We start from the raw sequence: 16539 nt of genomic DNA, 5'->3' as shown, positions 1-16539 counted from the left end.
GACCACCGGGGGCTTGGGGTGCGGCGTGCCATGGCAGCCGCGCGGTAGCCACCAATGTGCCCCGCGCCGCACCGGGCCGGCGTAGTCCGGTGCGGACGTCCGCTGTCGGAGCCAGCCGACAGCGCCACCGCTGCCGTTACCGCTGCGCGTTGAAGTGCTGCACCAGGGCCCGGTGGCTGGGCAGGTCGGCCAGCGCGCGGTCGGCAAAGCGCTGGATCTTGGCGAACAGCCGCGTGGCCTCATCGACCTGCGGGAAGTCGTCGCGAGCCGCGCCGAGCTCGGTGCTGAAGCCCATGCCGTACAGGATGTACTGGTAGTTGAAGAACGCGAAGGTCTCGGTGTCCAGCACGAAGTCGAAGCGGCCGGGCGGGCGCAGGCGCCATTCCTCCAGCAGTTCCGCCAGCCGGTCCGGGATGGAGGTGCGCGCGGCGTTGTCGCGCCAGAACGGCTCCTGGCGCCCGCTCAGGCAGTAGTGCAGCTTCAGGAAGTTGATGATGTTCTCGAAGCGCGCCGTCATCAGCTCGTTGAAGCGCCGCGCCGGTGCGGCCATCGGCCCGCTGTGCGGCAGCATCTCGGCAATCATGCCCACGGCGGCCTCGATGAGCACGAGGCCGGTGGACTCCAGCGGCTCCAGGAAGCCGGCGGACAGGCCCACCGCCACGCAGTTCTTCACCCACTGCTGCTCGCGGTAGCCGGGCGCGAACGGCACGCTGCGGATCGCCAGGTCTTCGCCGCTGCCGGCACCCACGTAGCGGCGCAGGATGTCGGCGGCGCGGTCGTCGCCGATGTGGTCGCTGGAGTAGACGCAGCCGACGCCGCGCGCGCCGTTCAGGCCGATCTCCCATGTCCAGCCGGCCTCGTGGGCCGTGGCGATGGTGCAGCTCTGCATCGCCGTGTCCTGCGGGTCCGTGGGCAGCTTGCAGGCCAGCGCGCGGTCGGCGAACAGCTGGCCGCGCACCGAGGTGAAGCGGCTGCCCAGCGCGCGGCCGATCAGCTCGGCGCGAAAGCCCGTGCAGTCGATGAACAGGTCGGCCTCGAAGCGGCCGTGCTGCGGCGTGCCGAGGTGGGCGATGGCGCCGCTGGCGTCCAGCGCGACCTCGGTGACGGTGCCTTCGAGGTGCCGCACGCCGAGCTGGCGCGCATGGTCGGCCAGCAGCCCCGCGAGCTTGGTCGCATCGAAGTGGTAGGCGTAGTTCAGCGGCGCCGCGTAGGGCGCCTCGTGGGCGCGCTTGGGGGCACGCTGGGCATCGGCCACGCGCTGCTGGATGGTCAGGGCCTGGGCGAAGGGCAGCCGCGCGGCCGCGTTCTGCAGCAGCCAATAGGGCACGAGGTTGATGCCCTCGGCGTAGAACGGCGCCTCGAAGGGGTGGAAGAACTGGTGGCGCTCGCCGCCGGCCGGTGCGTGGCCCCAGTCCGCGAAGCGGATGCCCTGCTTCAGCGTGGCCGAGGTTTCGCGGATGAAGCGGCCTTCGTCGATGCCCAGGAACTGCAGCGTGCTGCGGATGGTGGGGAAGGTGCCTTCGCCCACGCCCACGACGCCGATGTCGGGCGACTCCAGCACGGTCACGTCCAGGTGGCTGCGCTCGGCCAGCCGCAGCGCCTTGGCCAGGTAGGCCGCCGTCAGCCATCCGGCCGTGCCGCCGCCGACGATGAGGATGCGTCGCTTGTTCATGCCGCCTTCAAGCTCGCGTGTAGAGGTTCTTCAGCCACTGGTTGCCCGTCTGCGTGCCCAGGCTCCAGTCCTCGTCATCGTCGCCGGGTGGCGGCGCCACCTGGCCCGACGGGTTGAGCACCTTCACGCGGCCGGCGCGGAAGGCCTGCACGCGGTGCGTCACCAGCGTCAGCCCCTGCTCCAGCGCCGTGGCGGCGAGCAGGCCGTCGCGTGTGTTCGCGTAGGGGATCTGCGCGCGGCGGCGCACGACGCGGGCGTCCACCGGCAGCACGCGGCCCTCGAAGGCCGGCATCACGCGGTCGTCGATCCACTCGCGCACCACCAGGCCCGCGGCGCGGTCCTTGCGGCCCAGGCGGGCGGCGGCGTTCTCGATCTCCAGCAGGCTCAGCGCCGAGATGAAGAGCTTGTGGCGCGCGATGCCCGCGGCCCAGGCGGCCAGGCCGGCGTCGGCCTGGCCGGCCCTGGCCTTGCGCAGTTCGAGCACGATGCCGGTGTCGAGCAGGAACATCAGAGGCTCTCCCGGTGGTCCCAGGCGCCGTCGGCACCGTCCTGCGCCTCCAGCTCGACGGCCTCGGGCATGGCGAGCAGGTCGAGGATGTTCTCGCCCTCGCCGGTGAGGCGGCGGTAGTCGGCGATGCTCATCAGCACGTGCGTGGGCTGGCCGCGGTCGGTGATCAGCACGGGCTGGCCCCGGGCCTCGCGCTTGGCGAAGCTGACGTCCCGGTTGAATTCGCGGCTGGTGATGAGCTTCATCGTGGCGCTGAAATGTACCTACCTACCTTGGGATGCTCAATCTGGATGTAGGTACGTAGGCTCGAACATGTCGGTCCCGATGGACATCGGGCAGGCCGCTGGCAAAGTTTCCCGCACAGGTTTGGGAGCGCTTTCAGGCCCCCTGTGGAGACAGGAGCGGCGCACCTTCAGGCAAGTGTCGCCGTGGACAAGATCAACAGCTCAGGACCCTTCATGGACAGCATCGGCAGCTTGTGGGCCATCCTCGGCGACGTCTTCGCCAAGCACGGCCCGGCCGCGCCCGCCGCCGCGCAGACGTATTCGCCCGGTGATTTCAGCGTGCATTTCTTCCTGCAACTGGCGGTGATCCTGCTGGCCTGCCGCGTCTTCGGCTGGCTCGGCCGCAAGTGCCTGGGCCAGCCGCAGGTGGTGGGCGAGATGATCGCGGGTGTCTGCCTCGGCCCGTCGCTCTTGGGCATGGTGGCGCCCGAGCTGCAGGCCGCGATCTTCCCGAAGGAGATGAAGAACGTGCTGTACACCGGCGCGCAGCTGGGCGTGGGCCTGTACATGTTCCTCGTCGGCACGACGCTGCGGCTGGACCATTTCGCCAGCAAGGCCAGGAGCGCGGTGGGCGTGTCGGTGGCGGGCATCGCGGCGCCGTTCCTGTTCGCGGTGCTGATCACGCCCTTCCTGCTCACCGTGCCGGGGCTGTTCGCCGCCGGCATCTCGCAGGCCAATGCGACGCTGTTCATGGGCGCCTGCATCGCGCTGACGGCGTTCCCGATGCTGGCCCGCATCATCAACGAGCGCGGCCTGGCCCACACGTCGCTGGGCACGCTGTCATTGACGGCCGGCGCCTTCGACGACGCGGTGTCGTGGTGCGTGCTGGCGCTGGTGCTGGCCGCCTTCGGCGCCGGGCCCGGCGTGGCCGTGCTGGCCATCGGCGGCGGCGTGCTGTATGCCGCCTTCATCATGCTGTTCGGCCGCCGGCTGCTGGCGCCGCTGGGCCGCATCGTCGAGCGCGAGGGCGGCATGAGCACCACGGTGCTGGGTATCACGATGGCGCTGTTCTGCCTGTCGGCCTTCATCATGGACGCAGTCGGCATCCATGCCATCTTCGGCGGCTTCATCCTCGGCGCCGTCATGCCGCGCGGCCTGTTCGCGGCCGAGCTGAAGAAGAAGGTCGAGCCGCTGGCGGTGGTGCTGCTGCTGCCGATGTTCTTCACCTATTCCGGGCTGAACACGCGGCTGGACATGCTCAATTCGCTGGAGCTGCTGATGATCGCGCTGGGCATCCTGGCGGTGTCGGTGGCCGCCAAGTTCGGCGCCTGCTACCTGGCCGCGCGCGTGGCCGGTGAAGACAACCGCACCGCTCTAGGCATCGGCGCGCTGATGAACTCCCGCGGGCTGATGGAGCTGATCATCATCAACATCGGCCTGCAGAAGGGCATCATCGGCCCGGCGCTGTTCTCGATGCTGGTGCTGATGGCGGTGGTGACGACCATGATGGCCAGCCCGCTGTTCGAGCTGGTCTACGGCCGCCAGGCGCGCGCGAGCGGGGAGCTCGAAGCCGTGCCGGGCAGCGTGGCGGGCAACGCCGCGTGAGCGCGGCTGCGGGGCTCGCGGCCTGCGGGTGAGCCGGCCTATGCGTTACCGCCCTCGGCTGCCGCGTATTCCTTCAGCCGGTTGTAGAGCGTCTTCAGGCTGATGCCCAGCACGGCGGCCGTGCGCTCCTTGTGGTGGTTGTAGTGGCGCAGCGTCGCCAGCGTCAGCAGCCGCTCGGCCTGGGCCATGGACGTGCCGATGGGCAGCGTGATGCTGTCGCCGGCCGGTGCCGCCACGGCAGCGGCCGTCACGGACGCAGGCGCGACGGCGGGCGCGAACGACGGGCCGTTGCTGGCCTCTGGCAGCCAGCGGTCGTCGATGACGTCGCCCTGCGCCATCACATAGGCACGCTGCACCGCGTTGCGCAGCTCGCGCACGTTGCCGGGCCAGCTGTAGGTGGCCAGCTTGTCCAGTGCCGCCTGCGAGAAGCGCCGCACGGCGCCTTCCTGCTCGCAGATGCCTTGCAGGAAATGGTTGGCCAGCAGCGGCACGTCGGCCAGCCGGTCGCGCAGCGGCGGCAGGTCCAGCGGGAAGACGTTGAGGCGGTACAGCAGGTCCTCGCGCATCTTGCCGGTGGCCACGAGCTGGCGCGGGTCGCGGTTGGTGGCGGCGATGACGCGCACGTCGGCCTCCTGGCTGACCGTGCTGCCCACGCGCATGAAGCGGCCCGTCTCCAGCACGCGCAGCAGCTTGACCTGCAGGTCCAGCGGCATCTCGGTGATCTCGTCCAGGAACAGCGTGCCGCCGCTGGCGCGCTCGAAGAAGCCCTGGTGCTGGCGCTCGGCGCCGGTGAAGCTGCCCTTCTCGTGGCCGAAGATCTCGCTCTCGATGAGGTTGGGCGAGATGGCGCCGCAGTTCACCGCCAGGAACGGCTGCTTGCGCCGGCGCGACAGGTCGTGCACCGTCTGCGCGACGACCTCCTTGCCCGTGCCGCTCTCGCCGGTGATGAACACCGTCACGCTGGTGCCGGCCACGCGCGAGATCTGCTCGTAGATGCGCTGCATCGGCGCGCTCTTGCCCCACAGGTGGCCGAAATGGCCGCTGCTGTCCAGCCGGGCGGTCAGCACCTCCACCTCGGCCCGCAGCGCGGCGGGTTTCATGATGCGCGACAGCACGCCCTGCAACTGCTTGAGGTTGATGGGCTTGATGAGGTAGTCCGCCGCGCCCAGGCGCAGTGCCTGCACGCTGGTTTCGATGCTGGCGTGGCCGGTGCACAGCACGACCTCGGAGTTGGCGACCAAATCCGGGTCGGCCAGCAGGTCCATGCCATTGCCGTCGGGCAGGCGCAGGTCCAGCAGCAGGATGTCGGGCTGCTGCAGCGAGATCTGGCGGCGGGCGTCGCGCAGCGTGTGCGCCACCGCCACCGTCAGGCGCTCGCCCGCGATCAAGTCGCGCAGCGAGGCGGCGGAATCAATGTCGTCGTCGACAACCAGTGCATGCGGCATGGGCCGGCTTCCGATCGGTCAAAGGGGCGGCGGCGGGGCGCCGCCAAGCCTGCATTGTTAGGGGAAACGTTGCCCGGCACGGCGGCCGGGTCCGGCGAAGGTCGCAGATGTTAGGGACAAACCAGGCTCGCCAGAGCCGCTGGCGCCACGGTTACAAGCGCCCATCTGCGTTTCGCGCGGTGGGCGGCCACGCGCGGTCGGGCCGCGATGGGCACGATGGTTGCCGGATGCGCGGGGTTGCCCCACCGCCCCACCGCCCGTCATGACCCACATCCGTACCGGCCAGGCCGCCGACCCGCTGACGCGGGAGCAGTTCCATGAGCGCTTCATGCAGCGCTACCAGGACCCGGCCTTCGCCGCCGAGCAGGAGGCGCTCGCGCGGGTCGAGGCGATCGCCTGGCAGGCGTACCACGAGGGCCGCAAGGCGCCGGTCACCCGCCCGGCGGGGCCAGGCTTTGCCGACCCGTCCTACGAGGCCTCCGTGGAGTGGCTGGGCACGCGTGAGCGGCTCGACGCCGCGCAGCGCCAGTGGGGCGACGCGGCCACGCCGTCGCGCGTGCTGCTCGTCTGCGGCAGTGACCGCAACGACGGCACCTGCCCCGGCGAAATCTCCAAGACCTGGCGGCTCACGCGCATCGCCGAGGATGTGCTGAAGGCGGCCGGCCTCCAGACCGATCTGCTGGACCTGAGCCGGCTCACGTCGGACTACGGCCGCGCCATCCACCCGTGCAAGGGCTGCGTGTCCACCGCGATGCCGCTGTGCCACTGGCCCTGCAGCTGCTACCCCAACCACGCGATGGGCCAGGTCGGCGACTGGATGGCCGAGATCTACGAGCGCTGGGTGGCCGCGCACGGCGTCATCCTGCTCACCCCGACTTACTGGTACCAGTCGCCCAGTGCGCTCAAGCTGATGATCGACCGCCTCGTCTGCGCCGACGGTGGCAACCCCGACGTCACCAGCACCCACGGCAAGAAGGCGGCCGAGGCCAAGGCCATCGAGGAAAAAGGCTGGAGCTATCCCAAACACCTGGCCGGCCGTGTCTACGGCCTGGTCGTGCACGGCGACGTGGCGGGCGTCGAGTCGCAGCGGCGCAACCTGGGCGACTGGCTGGCCTGGATGGGCCTGGTGGACGCCGGCGAGCAGGCGCGGCTGGACCGCTACATCGGCTACTTCGAGCCCTACTTCGACAGCCACGACACGCTGGACCGCGACGGCGCCGTGCAGGACGAGGTGCGCAACGTGGCGCGCGCCGTGGCCGCTGCGGTGGCCGAGTTGCGCGCGGGCCGCCTGAGCGTGCCCGGCCGGGGGCTCAAGCCCGTGCGGCCCAAGTGACATGGGCGCCGCGAACGGCCACCCCGCATAATCCCTGCAGCCTCGCGCAGCGGGGCCTTGCACTGGATCGGAGTTCGCTGGATGACGGGTAGGGTGGTGTTGATTGCGGACGACAACCCCGATGCGGCCGACACGCTGGGCATGGTCCTGGAAATGTCGGGGCACACCGTGCTCGTGGCCTATGGCGGCCGCCAGGCGCTGGAGACCGCGCAGCGCGAGCGGCCCGGCGTCGTCGTGCTGGACATCGGCATGCCCGAGATGGACGGCTACCAGGTCGCCGAGCGCATCCGTGCCGAGCCCTGGGGCGCCGATGTGCTGTTGATTGCGTTGACCGGCTGGGACCCGGAAACGGGCCGGCGCAACTCGCACACCGTGGGCTTCGACCACCACCTCGTCAAGCCGGTCGACCCGGCCGTGCTGGAACGCCTGCTCGCCTGAGGCGCCGCGTGCCGCGGCCGTCGCGGTCAGCGGCTCAGCGCGTGCTCCAGCTGTGCCTTGTTCATCGTCGAGCGGCCCTTCACGCCCCGCTGGCGGGCCTCGTTGCGCAGCTGCGCCACCGTGCGCCCGCCCGCGCCCTGGTGCGAGCGCAGGCCGCCGCGGCGGCCGGAGGACATGTCGTGCAGCGAGCTCGGGCTGGCCTCCTTGGCCTCGCCGCTGCGGGCGCGCTCCTTGTTGACGACGCGCGCCGCGATCGCCTCGGCCAGCTTCGCCGGCTTGCCCTGCTGCGCCAGGCTGTCCTTGACGTGCTGGTACTGGCGTTCGCGCTTCGCGCTCCAGGTTGTCTGAGGCATGGCGGGTTCTCCGGTGGCGATTCAGATCAGGTCTTCGGTCGTGAAGCGGCGGTAGTAGACGGCCGTCTCGGCGCCGTGCCGGCGGGCGATGTCGGCCATGCGGTTGGCGTGGTCGAGGTCGTCCACCGTCACCAGCAGCCAGCGAACGCCGCGGCGGCTCATCTCCACGTAGCGGTTGAGCAGCGTGCGCTCATAGCCGAAGTCGGCCAGCGAGCTGGCGCTCTCGGACATGCGCTCCAGCTGCGCCACGCTGCCGTAGGGCACGAAGGCGACCACCGTGTCCGGCGTCCAGCCCGCCGCCAGCAGCGCGGCGACCAGGTCGTCGGCCTGCTGCTGTGTGGGCAGGCCCAGCACGACCTGGCCTTGCGGGTTGAAGACGCCGAACGCCACGGGGGCGTTGTCGGCCATCACCGGCGCGCCGGTGTCGGTTGCGTTGGAGGGGGTGGTGGTGGTCATGCGCGTGCCTTTTGGACGTGATGCAGCGGTGCAGCAAGCGGTGTGCCCGCCTGGCCTGCAGCACCGGCGAGACCCGTGCCAATGGCGACGTTTTGCGGCATTGGCCGACAGACAGGTGCGGCGAGGGCGCCGAAATTACGGCCGTCTCCACTTTGTCCGGAAGGTCCCTCATGAACACTTCTTCGTCCACCAAGGCGCGCGTCGGCGTGCTGGCCCTCGCCGCCGCTTCGCTGCTGATCGCCGGCTGCGCGAACATGAGCGAGCGCGAGCGTGGCACGGCCCAGGGTGCCGGTGCCGGTGCCGTGGCCGGCGCCGTGCTCGGCGGCATCACCGGCGGCAATGCGGGTCGCGGCGCGGTCATCGGCGGCGCACTCGGCGCGGTGGCGGGCAACCTCTGGTCCAAGCGCATGGAAGACAAGCGCGAGGCGATGGCCGCCGCGACGCAGGGCACCGCCATCGCCGTGGACCGCACGGCCGACAACCAGCTCAAGGTCAACGTGCCCAGCGACATCTCGTTCGACACCGGCCGCTCGGACATCAAGCCGGAGATGCGCTCGGTGCTGGATGCCCTCAGCCGCAATGTCGACGCCAACACCCAGGTGACCATCGTCGGCCACACCGACAGCACCGGCAGCGACGCCATCAACGACCCGTTGTCGCGCGCCCGCGCCGCTGCCGTGCGCGACTACCTCAGCGCCCGCGGCGTGGACCCCAGCCGCGTCAACGTGCAGGGCCGCGGTTCGCGCGAGCCCGTCAGCAGCAACGACACCGACGCCGGCCGCGCAGCCAACCGCCGGGTCGAGATCTTCCTGGCCGAGCGCAGCGCCTGAGCCTGACGAAGGCCTGCCGGCGGGATGCCGGCAGGCCTTGTCGTTTGCGGCAGCGGGCGCGCCCGCCGCCGCCTGCGGCTTACCAGCGCTGGTTGTAGCGTGCCTTGGCCGACGCCATGCAGGTGTCCTTGGTGTCGCCCGCGAGCGTGTCGCACTTGACGGCGGCCAGCTTGTAGTCGGCCTTCATGCGCGCTTCCTCGGCATCCTCGGCCGCGTCGTTGACGCGCTTGGCCTGCTTCACGTCGGCCTTGGCCTTGTCGCGCGCGGTGGTGGCCTCGCGCTTGCAGATGTCCTTCTGGTCGCCGGCGAAGTCGTCGCACTTTTCCTTGGCGACCTCGTAGCGCGCCTCGTAGCGGGCCTCGCGCAGCTTCATCTCGTCACCGGGCTTGCCGGTGTAGTTGTACTCGAGCTGGGCCATCGCGACCTTCTCGTGGCCCTTGGCCTCCTCGACGCAGATGTCCTTGGCGTTGCCGGACAGCTTGTTGCAGGTGTCGCGCTCGGTCTTGTAGATGGCCTTGAGCTCATCCTTGGCGCTGTTGTAGCTCGCCTTGGAAAAGTTCTCCGCCGCGGCGGGGCCGGCAACGCCGATCAGTGCGGCGCAGGCCAGCATCAGGGGGGAGAAGGAGGTTTTCGTCATGGGTGCTCCAGGGCAGGTTGTGGAAGCCTGAGAGGGCAAATTCGGTGCCTGCCTGTTCTTTGAGCAGTGCCTCAGGGTTCGCGCGCGCCGCCGCGCCGCAGCCGGTAGGCGTTCATCATCGGCGTGGCCGACACGCCGTGCAGCACGATGGACAGCGCCACGGCGGCCAGCACCGAGCCGATCAGCTGGCCGGCCAGTTCGCCGCCGACACCGAGCTCCAGCGCCAGCACCAGGTAGAACAGGCTGCCCACGCCGCGGATGCCGAACCAGGCCAGCATGCGCCGCTGCGTTGGCGCCATGTCGCTGCCGCGCACGACGGCGAACACCGACAGCGGCCGCACCAGCAGCACCAGCACGACGGCGAAGGCCAGCGACTGCAGGCTGATGCGCACGCTGTGCAGCGCCACGCCCACGGCCAGCACGGTGGCGGCCTCCACCAGGCCCTCGATGCCGGCGCCGAAGGCCTGCAGCCGCCCGGACAGCGACCGCTCGCCGTCCCGCAGCTCCGCGCGGTGCAGCGGTTGCAGCAGCATCGCGCCGGCCGCGAACACCAGCACGAAGGTGGACGTGAGCGTCGCCCGTGCCAGCCCGCAGGCCAGCGCCACGGCGCCGACGTAGAGCAGTTCGTCGCGCGCCAGCGAGTCGCCCACCAGATGGCGCCGCTTCAGCGCATGGCCCAGCAGCCAGCCCAGCGCGATGCCCAGCAGCGCGCCGCCGCCGATGGGCCAGGCCAGGTCCATGACCCACCAGCGCCAGCTGCCGGACACGCCGCCCGGGCCCAGCTCGTGCTTGCCCAGCAGGCCCAGCGCCAGCATGACGGCAGGAAGCACGCTGCCGTCGTTGAGCGCGCCCTCGGCCGTGAGCGACAGCCGCACCGCGTCGCGGTCCACGTCGGAGCGGATCTGCACCTCGGAGGCGAGCACCGGGTCGGTCGGCGCCATGATGCTGGCCAGCAGCAGCGCCTGCGCCCAGGTCAGGCCCAGCACGGCCACGGCCGCCACCGTGCCGAGCGCGATGGCGACGATGACGCCGGGCCCGGCCATCAGCAGCGCGATCTTCCAGGTGCGCAGCGTGGGCGGCATGCGCAGCCGCAGGCCCACGGCGAACAGCGACATCAGCACGGCCAGCTCCGTGCCGATGGCCAGCGTCGGCGCCTCGCGCGACCACACCGCCGCCGACGGTGCCCCGAGCAGCGCACCGGCCACCCAGCCGACGACGAGGTAGATCAGCGCCGGCGTCAGCGGCAGGTTGCGCAGCGGCTTGTCGACCAGCACCAGCATGAGCAGCACGGCGCCGAACAGCAGCAGCGCGACGGTCAGCATGGGCAGCGTGACACCACTCAGGGGTGCCAGGCACCGGTGGCCGCGCCGTCCCTCGCTTCGCGTGCCGCCTCGCTGGCCGCCGCACTTGCTGTTCCCTGTGCTGCCCCGCTCGCCGCATCCCGCAGCGCCGCGAGCAGCTCGTCCTGCGGGCACGGCTTGGTGAGCACGCGAAAGCCTGGCGTGGCCGGGACCGTGTGGTAGCCGCTGATCAGCACCACGGGCAGGGCCGGGTGGTGCAGCGCGATCCACTGTGCCAGCGCGTAGCCGTCCATGTCGCCGGGCATGACCATGTCGGACAGCACCACGTCGAACTTCGCCTGCGGCTGCAACTGCTGCAGCGCGGCGGCCGCGTGCGTGACGAGCACCACCTGGGCGCCGTGCGAGCGCAGCAGCGCGGCCGTGGCGGCGCCCAGCTCCTCGTTGTCTTCCACGACGAGCGCGCGCAGGCCCGCCACCGTGGGGGCGGCGTTCGCGGGCTGCCCGTCCTCGGGTTGCGGCTCTTTCGGCCCGGCGGCAGAGGGCAGCAGCAGCGTGACCGCCGTGCCCAGGCCGGGCGTGCTGTCCATCCGCGCGGCGCCGCCCGCCTGCGTGCAGAAGCCGTGCACCTGGCTCAGCCCCAGGCCGGGTCCCTTGCCGGGGCCCTTGGTCGTGAAGAAGGGCTCGAACACCCGTTCGAGCACGTCGGGCTCGATGCCGATGCCGTCGTCCGAGACCGTCAGCATCACCCAGCGCTGCGGCGCGGCCAGCGTCGGCAGGCCCTCGATGTCGGCCGCGTCGGCGTTGCGCGCCTGCAGGCGCAGCTCGCCGCCGTTGGGCATGGCGTCGCGGGCGTTCAGGCCGAGGTTGATGAGCGCCAGCTCCAGCTCGCCGGGGTCGACGCGGATGGGCGCCGTGTCGGGCGCCACGCGCACGCCGATCTCGATGCGCCGGCCCAGCATGCTGCGCATCAGTTCCTGCGCCTCGGGCAGGTAGCGGGCAAGCGCCACGGTCTGCGGCCGCACCGGTCGCCGGCCCGCGAAGCGCAGCAGGTGCTGGGTCAGCTGGCTGCCGGATTCGACCGCGCGCAACGTCGAGGCGATCGGCCCCTGCAGGTCTGCTGCGGCCGGGTGGCGCTGGATCAGATGCACGCTGTTGCTGATGATGCCCAGCAGGTTGTTGAAGTCGTGGGCCACGCCGCCCGTCAGCCGGCCCAGCGCGCCCACCCGCTGGCTCTGCGACACGCGCTGCTCCGCCAGCCGTGTGTGGGCGACGGCTTCGGCCACCTGGCGTTCGAGGTCGGCGCGGCTGTCCTGGATGGCCTCCGACGCGTCGGCCAGCGCGTGGCCGACCTCGTCGCACTCCGCGATGCCGGTGGTGCTGTGGCGCACCGGCTCGCCGGCCTGCATGCGCCGGGCGGCATCCTTGAGCGCCACGACGGGCCGCAGCACGCGCCGGGAGACGAAGATGGCGCCGACGCCCGCGAACGCCAGCAGCACGCCCGCGCCGATCACCACGCGTTGCACCGTCTGGGAGAACAGCCCGTCGTAGCGGCTCCGCTCGATGCCGCTCACATAGGTCCAGCCCTGGGGCGAGGTGCTGAAGTAGGCCACGCTGCGCCGGCCTGCGTCCGACGTTGTCTCGAACAGGCCTTCGCGCCGTGACGCCAGCAGCGTCATCAGGTCGGCAGAAGCCTTGCCGCCGGCGGCGGCCAGACCGCCGGGGTGCCGCGCCACGACGGTGCCCTGGCTGTCGAGCACCGTGCCGACGGCGTCGCCGCGCAACGCCTGCGTGTCGATCAGGTGCTGCAGCTGCGACGCGGGCAGGCTGACGATGACGTTGAAGATCAGCCGGCCATCGCGCGTGACGGGCTCGACGACGACGACGTAGGCGGCCTGCGCGTCGGCTCCGCGCAACGCGCCCACGACGGACTGCTCGGCGAGAGGCGGCAGGCTGGCTGCGGCAGCGGGCCGGGGCGAGCCGTCCGGCTCGCGGGTGTCGAGCACCACGCCGTCGGCCGCCTGCAGTTCCACCCAGCCGGCCAAGCCGCGCAGCCCTTGCCGGGCCATGCGCCGGAAGCCGTCCAGCGCATCCGGCGCCAGATCGCCCGTGCCGTCCAGCCAGCGCGACTGGGCCAGCATGCGCGCGACCGCGGCACGCTGGCTCAGCTCGTGGTCCACCATCATCGACAGCGCCCGGGCGGAGTCGCGCAGCGTGCGCTCGTTGGCCTGCTGCTCGGAGCGGATGGTGTCGCTGACCAGCCAGCTCACGCCCAGCAATGCCGGCACCAGGATGGCAAGCACCAACAACAGCAGGTGGGAACGGATGGAGACCAGCATGGCAACAATGGATGACACCGGCAAGCATGAAACGGACCCGGCTGCGCGCACCGCGCGATGGCCGCCGATGCGGCCACATCAGCCTTCAATGCGCGTCAACATATCCCGTTCCGCGGCGACATGGGCTTCCCACGCGCCATCTGCGTGGCCGGCTCAGAGCCCCGTCGGTAAGAACGCCAGCCGTGCCGGTAAGGCGTGCGGCAGGTCGCGTTCCCAGGGCGGCACGCCGCCGATCTGCTCGGCCATGAAGTCGATGAAGGCGGTGACGCGCGGCGGCACCAGCCGGCGCTGCGGCATGACGGCGTGGATGCCGGTTTCCGGCAGCCGGCAGTCCGGCAGCACCACCGCCAGCCGGCCGGTGCGCAAGTCGTCGACCACATGCCAGGTCGAGTGCATGGCGATGCCCATGCCGGCCAGCGCGGCGTCGCGCAGCACCTCGCCCTGGCTGCTCTCCAGCGGGCCGTCCACGCGCACGGCGACGTCCTGCCCGTCGGCATCCTGCATGCGCCACACGTCCGCGCGGCCCTGGCTGCCGACCAGCACGAGGCAGTCGTGCCGCGCCAGGTCCTGCGGCGTGGCGGGCGGGCCGCGCCGGCGCAGGTAATCGGGCGCGGCGCACAGCACGCGGCGGTTGGCGGCCAGGCGGCGCGCGACCAGCGTGGAGTCGTCCAGCGCGCCGATGCGCAGCGCGAGGTCGAAGCCGGCCGTCACCAGGTCGTGCAGCTGGTCCGACAGGTCGATGCTGAGCCGCAGCTGCGGATGCCGGCGCATGAACTCGGGCAGCAGCGGCGACACGTACTGGCGCGCGAACGTGGCCGAGGTCGTCACGCGCAGCGTGCCGCTGATGCCGCTGGACGCCTGGCGCAGGCCGGCCATCAGCGTCTGCAGGTCGTGCACCAGCGGCCGGCCCTGCTCGGCCAGCGCCTGGCCCTCGGTCGTCGGCGTCAGGCTGCGCGTGGTGCGGTGGAACAGCCGCACGCCCAGCGACGTCTCCAGCGCACGCAGCCGCTGGCTGGCCACGGCCACCGACAGGTCCAGGCTGCGCGCGGCGGCGCTGATGGAGCCCGCGTCGAACACGCGCAGGAACAGGCTCAGGTCGTCGACACGGCTCATGACGGCCTGATTTTCAACGATTTAAATAATCTGATTGATTGATCTGGTGGTTTTCCAATTGAATCCGCGTGCCCAGACTGTGCCCCAGCTTCACTTTCACCCTGGGCATCGACATGCACGCTTCTCCCACCGCGGCGCCCGCCGCAACCTCGGGCGGCCGCTCGCCACTGGCGCTGTACGCGCTGACCGTCGGCGCGTTCGGCATCGGCACCACCGAATTCGTCATCATGGGCCTGCTGCTGCAGCTCGCGGGCGACCTGCAGGTCAGCCTGGCCACGGCCGGGTTGCTGATCTCGGGCTATGCGCTGGGCGTGTTCGTCGGCGCGCCCCTGCTGACGGCCGCCACCAGCCGCGTGCCGCGCAAGACGGCGCTGCTGGCGCTGATGGCCATCTTCACGCTCGGCAACCTGGCCTGCGCGCTGGCGCCGAGCTACGCGGTGCTGATGGTGGCGCGCGTCATCACGTCGCTGGCCCACGGCACCTTCTTCGGCGTGGGCGCGGTCGTCGCCACCAGCGTCGTGCCGGCCGACCGCAAGGCCTCGGCCATCTCGACGATGTTCACCGGCCTGACGGTCGCCACGCTGCTGGGCGTGCCGGCCGGCGCGTGGCTGGGCCTTCACCACGGCTGGCGCTCGACGTTCTGGGCGGTGAGTGCCATCGGCCTGGTCGCGATGGCTGTCATCGCGGTGTTCGTGTCGGCCAAGGAGGCCGGTGCCGGCAGCGCGGTGTCGCTGCGCGAGGAGTTCAAGGTGCTCAAGCGCCTGCACGTGCTGCTGGGCCTGGCGGCCACGGTGCTGGGCTTTGCCGGCGTGTTCCTCGTCTTCACGTATGTGCAGCCGCTGCTGACCCGCGTCAGCGGCTTCGACGAGGCCGGCGTGTCGGCCATCCTGCTGGTCTTCGGCGTGGGCATGATCGTCGGCAACATCGTCGGCGGCCGCCTGGCTGACAAGGCGCCCGTGCCCACGCTGCTGGGCTCGCTGGCGGCGCTGGCCGTCGTGCTGGTGGGGATGGGCTTCGCGATGCAAAGCCCCGTCGCCGCCGTGTTCTTCATCGGCCTGCTGGGGGCGGCCGGCTTCGCCACCGTCGCGCCGCTGCAGCTGCGTGTGCTGAGCAAGGCCGAAGGCGCGGGCCAGAGCATGGCGTCCAGCCTCAACATCGCCGCGTTCAACCTCGGCAACGCGCTCGGCGCCTGGCTGGGCGGCGCCGTCATCGACCACGGGCCGGGTCTTGCGCGGCTGCCGTGGGCCGCCGCGGTGCTGACGGTGGGCGGGCTGGCCGTCGCGTGGCTGAGCGTGCGGCTGGACCGCCCTGTGCCGGCCGCAACCCTCGCATCAGGGGGCGCGACTGTCGCGTGCCCGTGACACGTTCACGCTTGGCATGAGCTCATGACGGAAGAATTGTTGGGCTTTCTGTCATCCCCCGTCAGACTTCAGGCGTTCACAAATTTGTCAAAGACTCCGAACGCCCGCCGATGTGTGAGCTCTTCGCCCTCAACAGCCGCCTGCCTGCCGCCGCCAACTTCTCGTTGCGGGGCTTCGCGGCCCGGGGCGGCCGCACGGCGGACCACATCGACGGCTGGGGACTGGCTTTCCACGACGGCGAGCGTTGCGAGGTGGTCGTCGAAGACCAGCCCGCCGCGCATTCCGACCTGGCCTCGCACTTCGGCCACCACCCGGTGCGCTCGCGCAACATCCTGGCCCACATCCGCAAGGCCACGCAAGGCGTGCGGGCGATGGAGAACTGCCACCCGTTCCGCCGCGACTGGGCCGGCCGCACCTGGGTCTTCGCGCACAACGGCGACCTGAAGGACTTCCACCCCGCGCTCACCGGCGCGTTCCAACCCGCCGGCCAGACCGACAGCGAGCGCGCCTTCTGCTGGTTGATGCAGCGCATGCAGCAGCACTTCAGGGAACAGTTGCCGGCCTGGCCCGAGCTGGCCGCCACGCTGACGCCCTGGATCCACGAGATCGCCGAGCACGGCCGCTTCAACCTGCTGCTGACCGATGGCCGCGCGATGCTCGCGCATGCCTCCACCAAGCTGCACTGGTTGCGCCGCCAGCCGCCGTTCGGCCATGTGCGGCTGCGCGACGGCGACCTCAGCGTCGACCTCTCCACGCTGAACGGCCCCGAGGACTGCATGGCCCTGGTGGCCACCGAGCCGCTGACGCATGACGAGGCCTGGCAGGCGTTCGGCGCGGGCGAGGTGCGCGTGTTCGCCGGTGGCGAGTGCGTGTTCCACGGCGATGGTGTGCCGGTGCGCGAGGCGGCGTAGCGTCGCGGCGGCTTCA

At 71.2% G+C, this 16539-nt stretch carries 16 protein-coding genes; 6 read left to right on the top strand and 10 right to left on the bottom strand.

Annotated elements, in window-relative coordinates:
- Positions 1 to 136 precede the first annotated feature (136 nt).
- From ACO07H_RS21515 to ACO07H_RS21505, 3 genes are read right to left on the bottom strand one after another with little or no spacing between them, the layout of a single operon-like run.
- Positions 137 to 1672: a tryptophan halogenase family protein gene (locus ACO07H_RS21515; protein WP_422017971.1), complete on the bottom strand. Its 1536-nt coding sequence runs from the start codon at positions 1670 to 1672 to the stop codon at positions 137 to 139.
- A 7-nt stretch (positions 1673 to 1679) separates the two neighbouring features.
- Complete coding sequence (locus tag ACO07H_RS21510) at positions 1680 to 2180, bottom strand: PIN domain-containing protein (RefSeq protein WP_422017969.1); 501 nt, start codon at positions 2178 to 2180, stop codon at positions 1680 to 1682.
- Entirely contained in the window at positions 2180 to 2425 is a 246-nt protein-coding gene (locus ACO07H_RS21505) for a type II toxin-antitoxin system Phd/YefM family antitoxin (protein WP_422017967.1), read from the bottom strand. Before ACO07H_RS21505 ends, ACO07H_RS21510 begins: the two co-directional genes overlap by 1 nt.
- Positions 2426 to 2638: 213 nt before the next feature.
- On the opposite strand from ACO07H_RS21505, the gene ACO07H_RS21500 reads away from it, so the two are divergent.
- Entirely contained in the window at positions 2639 to 4009 is a 1371-nt protein-coding gene (locus ACO07H_RS21500) for a cation:proton antiporter (RefSeq protein ID WP_422017965.1), read from the top strand.
- A 38-nt stretch (positions 4010 to 4047) separates the two neighbouring features.
- On the opposite strand, the gene ACO07H_RS21495 is transcribed toward ACO07H_RS21500, so the two are convergent.
- Positions 4048 to 5454 carry a sigma-54-dependent transcriptional regulator gene (locus ACO07H_RS21495; protein ID WP_422017963.1) on the bottom strand — a complete coding sequence of 469 codons (1407 nt, stop codon included), beginning with the start codon at positions 5452 to 5454 and terminating at the stop codon, positions 4048 to 4050.
- A 262-nt stretch (positions 5455 to 5716) separates the two neighbouring features.
- Between ACO07H_RS21495 and ACO07H_RS21490 the strand changes: the two genes are divergently transcribed.
- Together ACO07H_RS21490 and ACO07H_RS21485 are read left to right on the top strand one after the other, a co-directional pair.
- On the top strand, positions 5717 to 6787 hold the full coding sequence (locus ACO07H_RS21490) for a flavodoxin family protein (RefSeq protein ID WP_422017961.1): 1071 nt from the start codon (positions 5717 to 5719) through the stop codon (positions 6785 to 6787).
- A gap of 81 nt (positions 6788 to 6868) precedes the next feature.
- On the top strand, positions 6869 to 7225 hold the full coding sequence (locus ACO07H_RS21485; RefSeq protein ID WP_422017959.1) for a response regulator: 357 nt from the start codon (positions 6869 to 6871) through the stop codon (positions 7223 to 7225).
- Between the two features lie 26 nt (positions 7226 to 7251).
- Here ACO07H_RS21485 and ACO07H_RS21480 read toward each other — a convergent pair whose 3' ends face one another.
- Positions 7252 to 7578, bottom strand: a complete 327-nt coding sequence (locus ACO07H_RS21480) for a plasmid stabilization protein (protein ID WP_422017957.1) — start codon at positions 7576 to 7578, stop codon at positions 7252 to 7254.
- Between the two features lie 21 nt (positions 7579 to 7599).
- Positions 7600 to 8034, bottom strand: a complete 435-nt coding sequence (locus ACO07H_RS21475) for a hypothetical protein (protein WP_422017955.1) — start codon at positions 8032 to 8034, stop codon at positions 7600 to 7602.
- 170 nt (positions 8035 to 8204) lie between these two features.
- Between ACO07H_RS21475 and ACO07H_RS21470 the strand changes: the two genes are divergently transcribed.
- On the top strand, positions 8205 to 8864 hold the full coding sequence (locus ACO07H_RS21470) for an OmpA family protein (protein WP_422017953.1): 660 nt from the start codon (positions 8205 to 8207) through the stop codon (positions 8862 to 8864).
- A gap of 79 nt (positions 8865 to 8943) precedes the next feature.
- Here the strand turns inward: ACO07H_RS21470 and ACO07H_RS21465 are convergent, their stop codons facing one another.
- The 4 genes from ACO07H_RS21465 to ACO07H_RS21450 form a co-directional block, all read right to left on the bottom strand.
- Positions 8944 to 9501 (bottom strand): hypothetical protein, encoded by a 558-nt coding sequence (locus tag ACO07H_RS21465; protein ID WP_422017951.1) that lies wholly within the window; start codon positions 9499 to 9501, stop codon positions 8944 to 8946.
- A 71-nt stretch (positions 9502 to 9572) separates the two neighbouring features.
- Positions 9573 to 10823, bottom strand: a complete 1251-nt coding sequence (locus tag ACO07H_RS21460; protein ID WP_422017949.1) for a cation:proton antiporter — start codon at positions 10821 to 10823, stop codon at positions 9573 to 9575.
- Between the two features lie 17 nt (positions 10824 to 10840).
- Positions 10841 to 13138, bottom strand: coding sequence for an ATP-binding protein (locus tag ACO07H_RS21455; RefSeq protein WP_422017947.1), 2298 nt, complete (start codon positions 13136 to 13138; stop codon positions 10841 to 10843).
- 153 nt (positions 13139 to 13291) lie between these two features.
- On the bottom strand, positions 13292 to 14251 hold the full coding sequence (locus ACO07H_RS21450; protein ID WP_422017945.1) for a LysR family transcriptional regulator: 960 nt from the start codon (positions 14249 to 14251) through the stop codon (positions 13292 to 13294).
- A 113-nt stretch (positions 14252 to 14364) separates the two neighbouring features.
- Between ACO07H_RS21450 and ACO07H_RS21445 the strand changes: the two genes are divergently transcribed.
- Both ACO07H_RS21445 and ACO07H_RS21440 read left to right on the top strand, forming a co-directional pair.
- Positions 14365 to 15612 (top strand): MFS transporter, encoded by a 1248-nt coding sequence (locus ACO07H_RS21445; protein ID WP_422017943.1) that lies wholly within the window; start codon positions 14365 to 14367, stop codon positions 15610 to 15612.
- 110 nt (positions 15613 to 15722) lie between these two features.
- Positions 15723 to 16523, top strand: coding sequence for a class II glutamine amidotransferase (locus ACO07H_RS21440; protein ID WP_422017941.1), 801 nt, complete (start codon positions 15723 to 15725; stop codon positions 16521 to 16523).
- Positions 16524 to 16539 lie beyond the last annotated feature (16 nt).

Source organism: Roseateles sp., assembly GCF_965229315.1.
Lineage (GTDB): Bacteria > Pseudomonadota > Gammaproteobacteria > Burkholderiales > Burkholderiaceae_C > Pelomonas.
Note: the sequence above shows the minus strand (reverse complement) of the source record. Positions and strands in the feature narration are given on the sequence as shown.

Excerpts from the sequence above, each read along its gene's own strand:
- ACO07H_RS21515 (WP_422017971.1), bottom strand. The coding sequence starts at position 1,672 with ATGAACAAGCGACGCATCCTCATCGTCGGCGGCGGCACGGCCGGATGG.
- ACO07H_RS21510 (WP_422017969.1), bottom strand. The coding sequence starts at position 2,180 with ATGTTCCTGCTCGACACCGGCATCGTGCTCGAACTGCGCAAGGCCAGG.
- ACO07H_RS21505 (WP_422017967.1), bottom strand. The coding sequence starts at position 2,425 with ATGAAGCTCATCACCAGCCGCGAATTCAACCGGGACGTCAGCTTCGCC.
- ACO07H_RS21500 (WP_422017965.1), top strand. The coding sequence starts at position 2,639 with ATGGACAGCATCGGCAGCTTGTGGGCCATCCTCGGCGACGTCTTCGCC.
- ACO07H_RS21495 (WP_422017963.1), bottom strand. The coding sequence starts at position 5,454 with ATGCCGCATGCACTGGTTGTCGACGACGACATTGATTCCGCCGCCTCG.
- ACO07H_RS21490 (WP_422017961.1), top strand. The coding sequence starts at position 5,717 with ATGACCCACATCCGTACCGGCCAGGCCGCCGACCCGCTGACGCGGGAG.
- ACO07H_RS21485 (WP_422017959.1), top strand. The coding sequence starts at position 6,869 with ATGACGGGTAGGGTGGTGTTGATTGCGGACGACAACCCCGATGCGGCC.
- ACO07H_RS21480 (WP_422017957.1), bottom strand. The coding sequence starts at position 7,578 with ATGCCTCAGACAACCTGGAGCGCGAAGCGCGAACGCCAGTACCAGCAC.
- ACO07H_RS21475 (WP_422017955.1), bottom strand. The coding sequence starts at position 8,034 with ATGACCACCACCACCCCCTCCAACGCAACCGACACCGGCGCGCCGGTG.
- ACO07H_RS21470 (WP_422017953.1), top strand. The coding sequence starts at position 8,205 with ATGAACACTTCTTCGTCCACCAAGGCGCGCGTCGGCGTGCTGGCCCTC.
- ACO07H_RS21465 (WP_422017951.1), bottom strand. The coding sequence starts at position 9,501 with ATGACGAAAACCTCCTTCTCCCCCCTGATGCTGGCCTGCGCCGCACTG.
- ACO07H_RS21460 (WP_422017949.1), bottom strand. The coding sequence starts at position 10,823 with ATGCTGACCGTCGCGCTGCTGCTGTTCGGCGCCGTGCTGCTCATGCTG.
- ACO07H_RS21455 (WP_422017947.1), bottom strand. The coding sequence starts at position 13,138 with ATGCTGGTCTCCATCCGTTCCCACCTGCTGTTGTTGGTGCTTGCCATC.
- ACO07H_RS21450 (WP_422017945.1), bottom strand. The coding sequence starts at position 14,251 with ATGAGCCGTGTCGACGACCTGAGCCTGTTCCTGCGCGTGTTCGACGCG.
- ACO07H_RS21445 (WP_422017943.1), top strand. The coding sequence starts at position 14,365 with ATGCACGCTTCTCCCACCGCGGCGCCCGCCGCAACCTCGGGCGGCCGC.
- ACO07H_RS21440 (WP_422017941.1), top strand. The coding sequence starts at position 15,723 with ATGTGTGAGCTCTTCGCCCTCAACAGCCGCCTGCCTGCCGCCGCCAAC.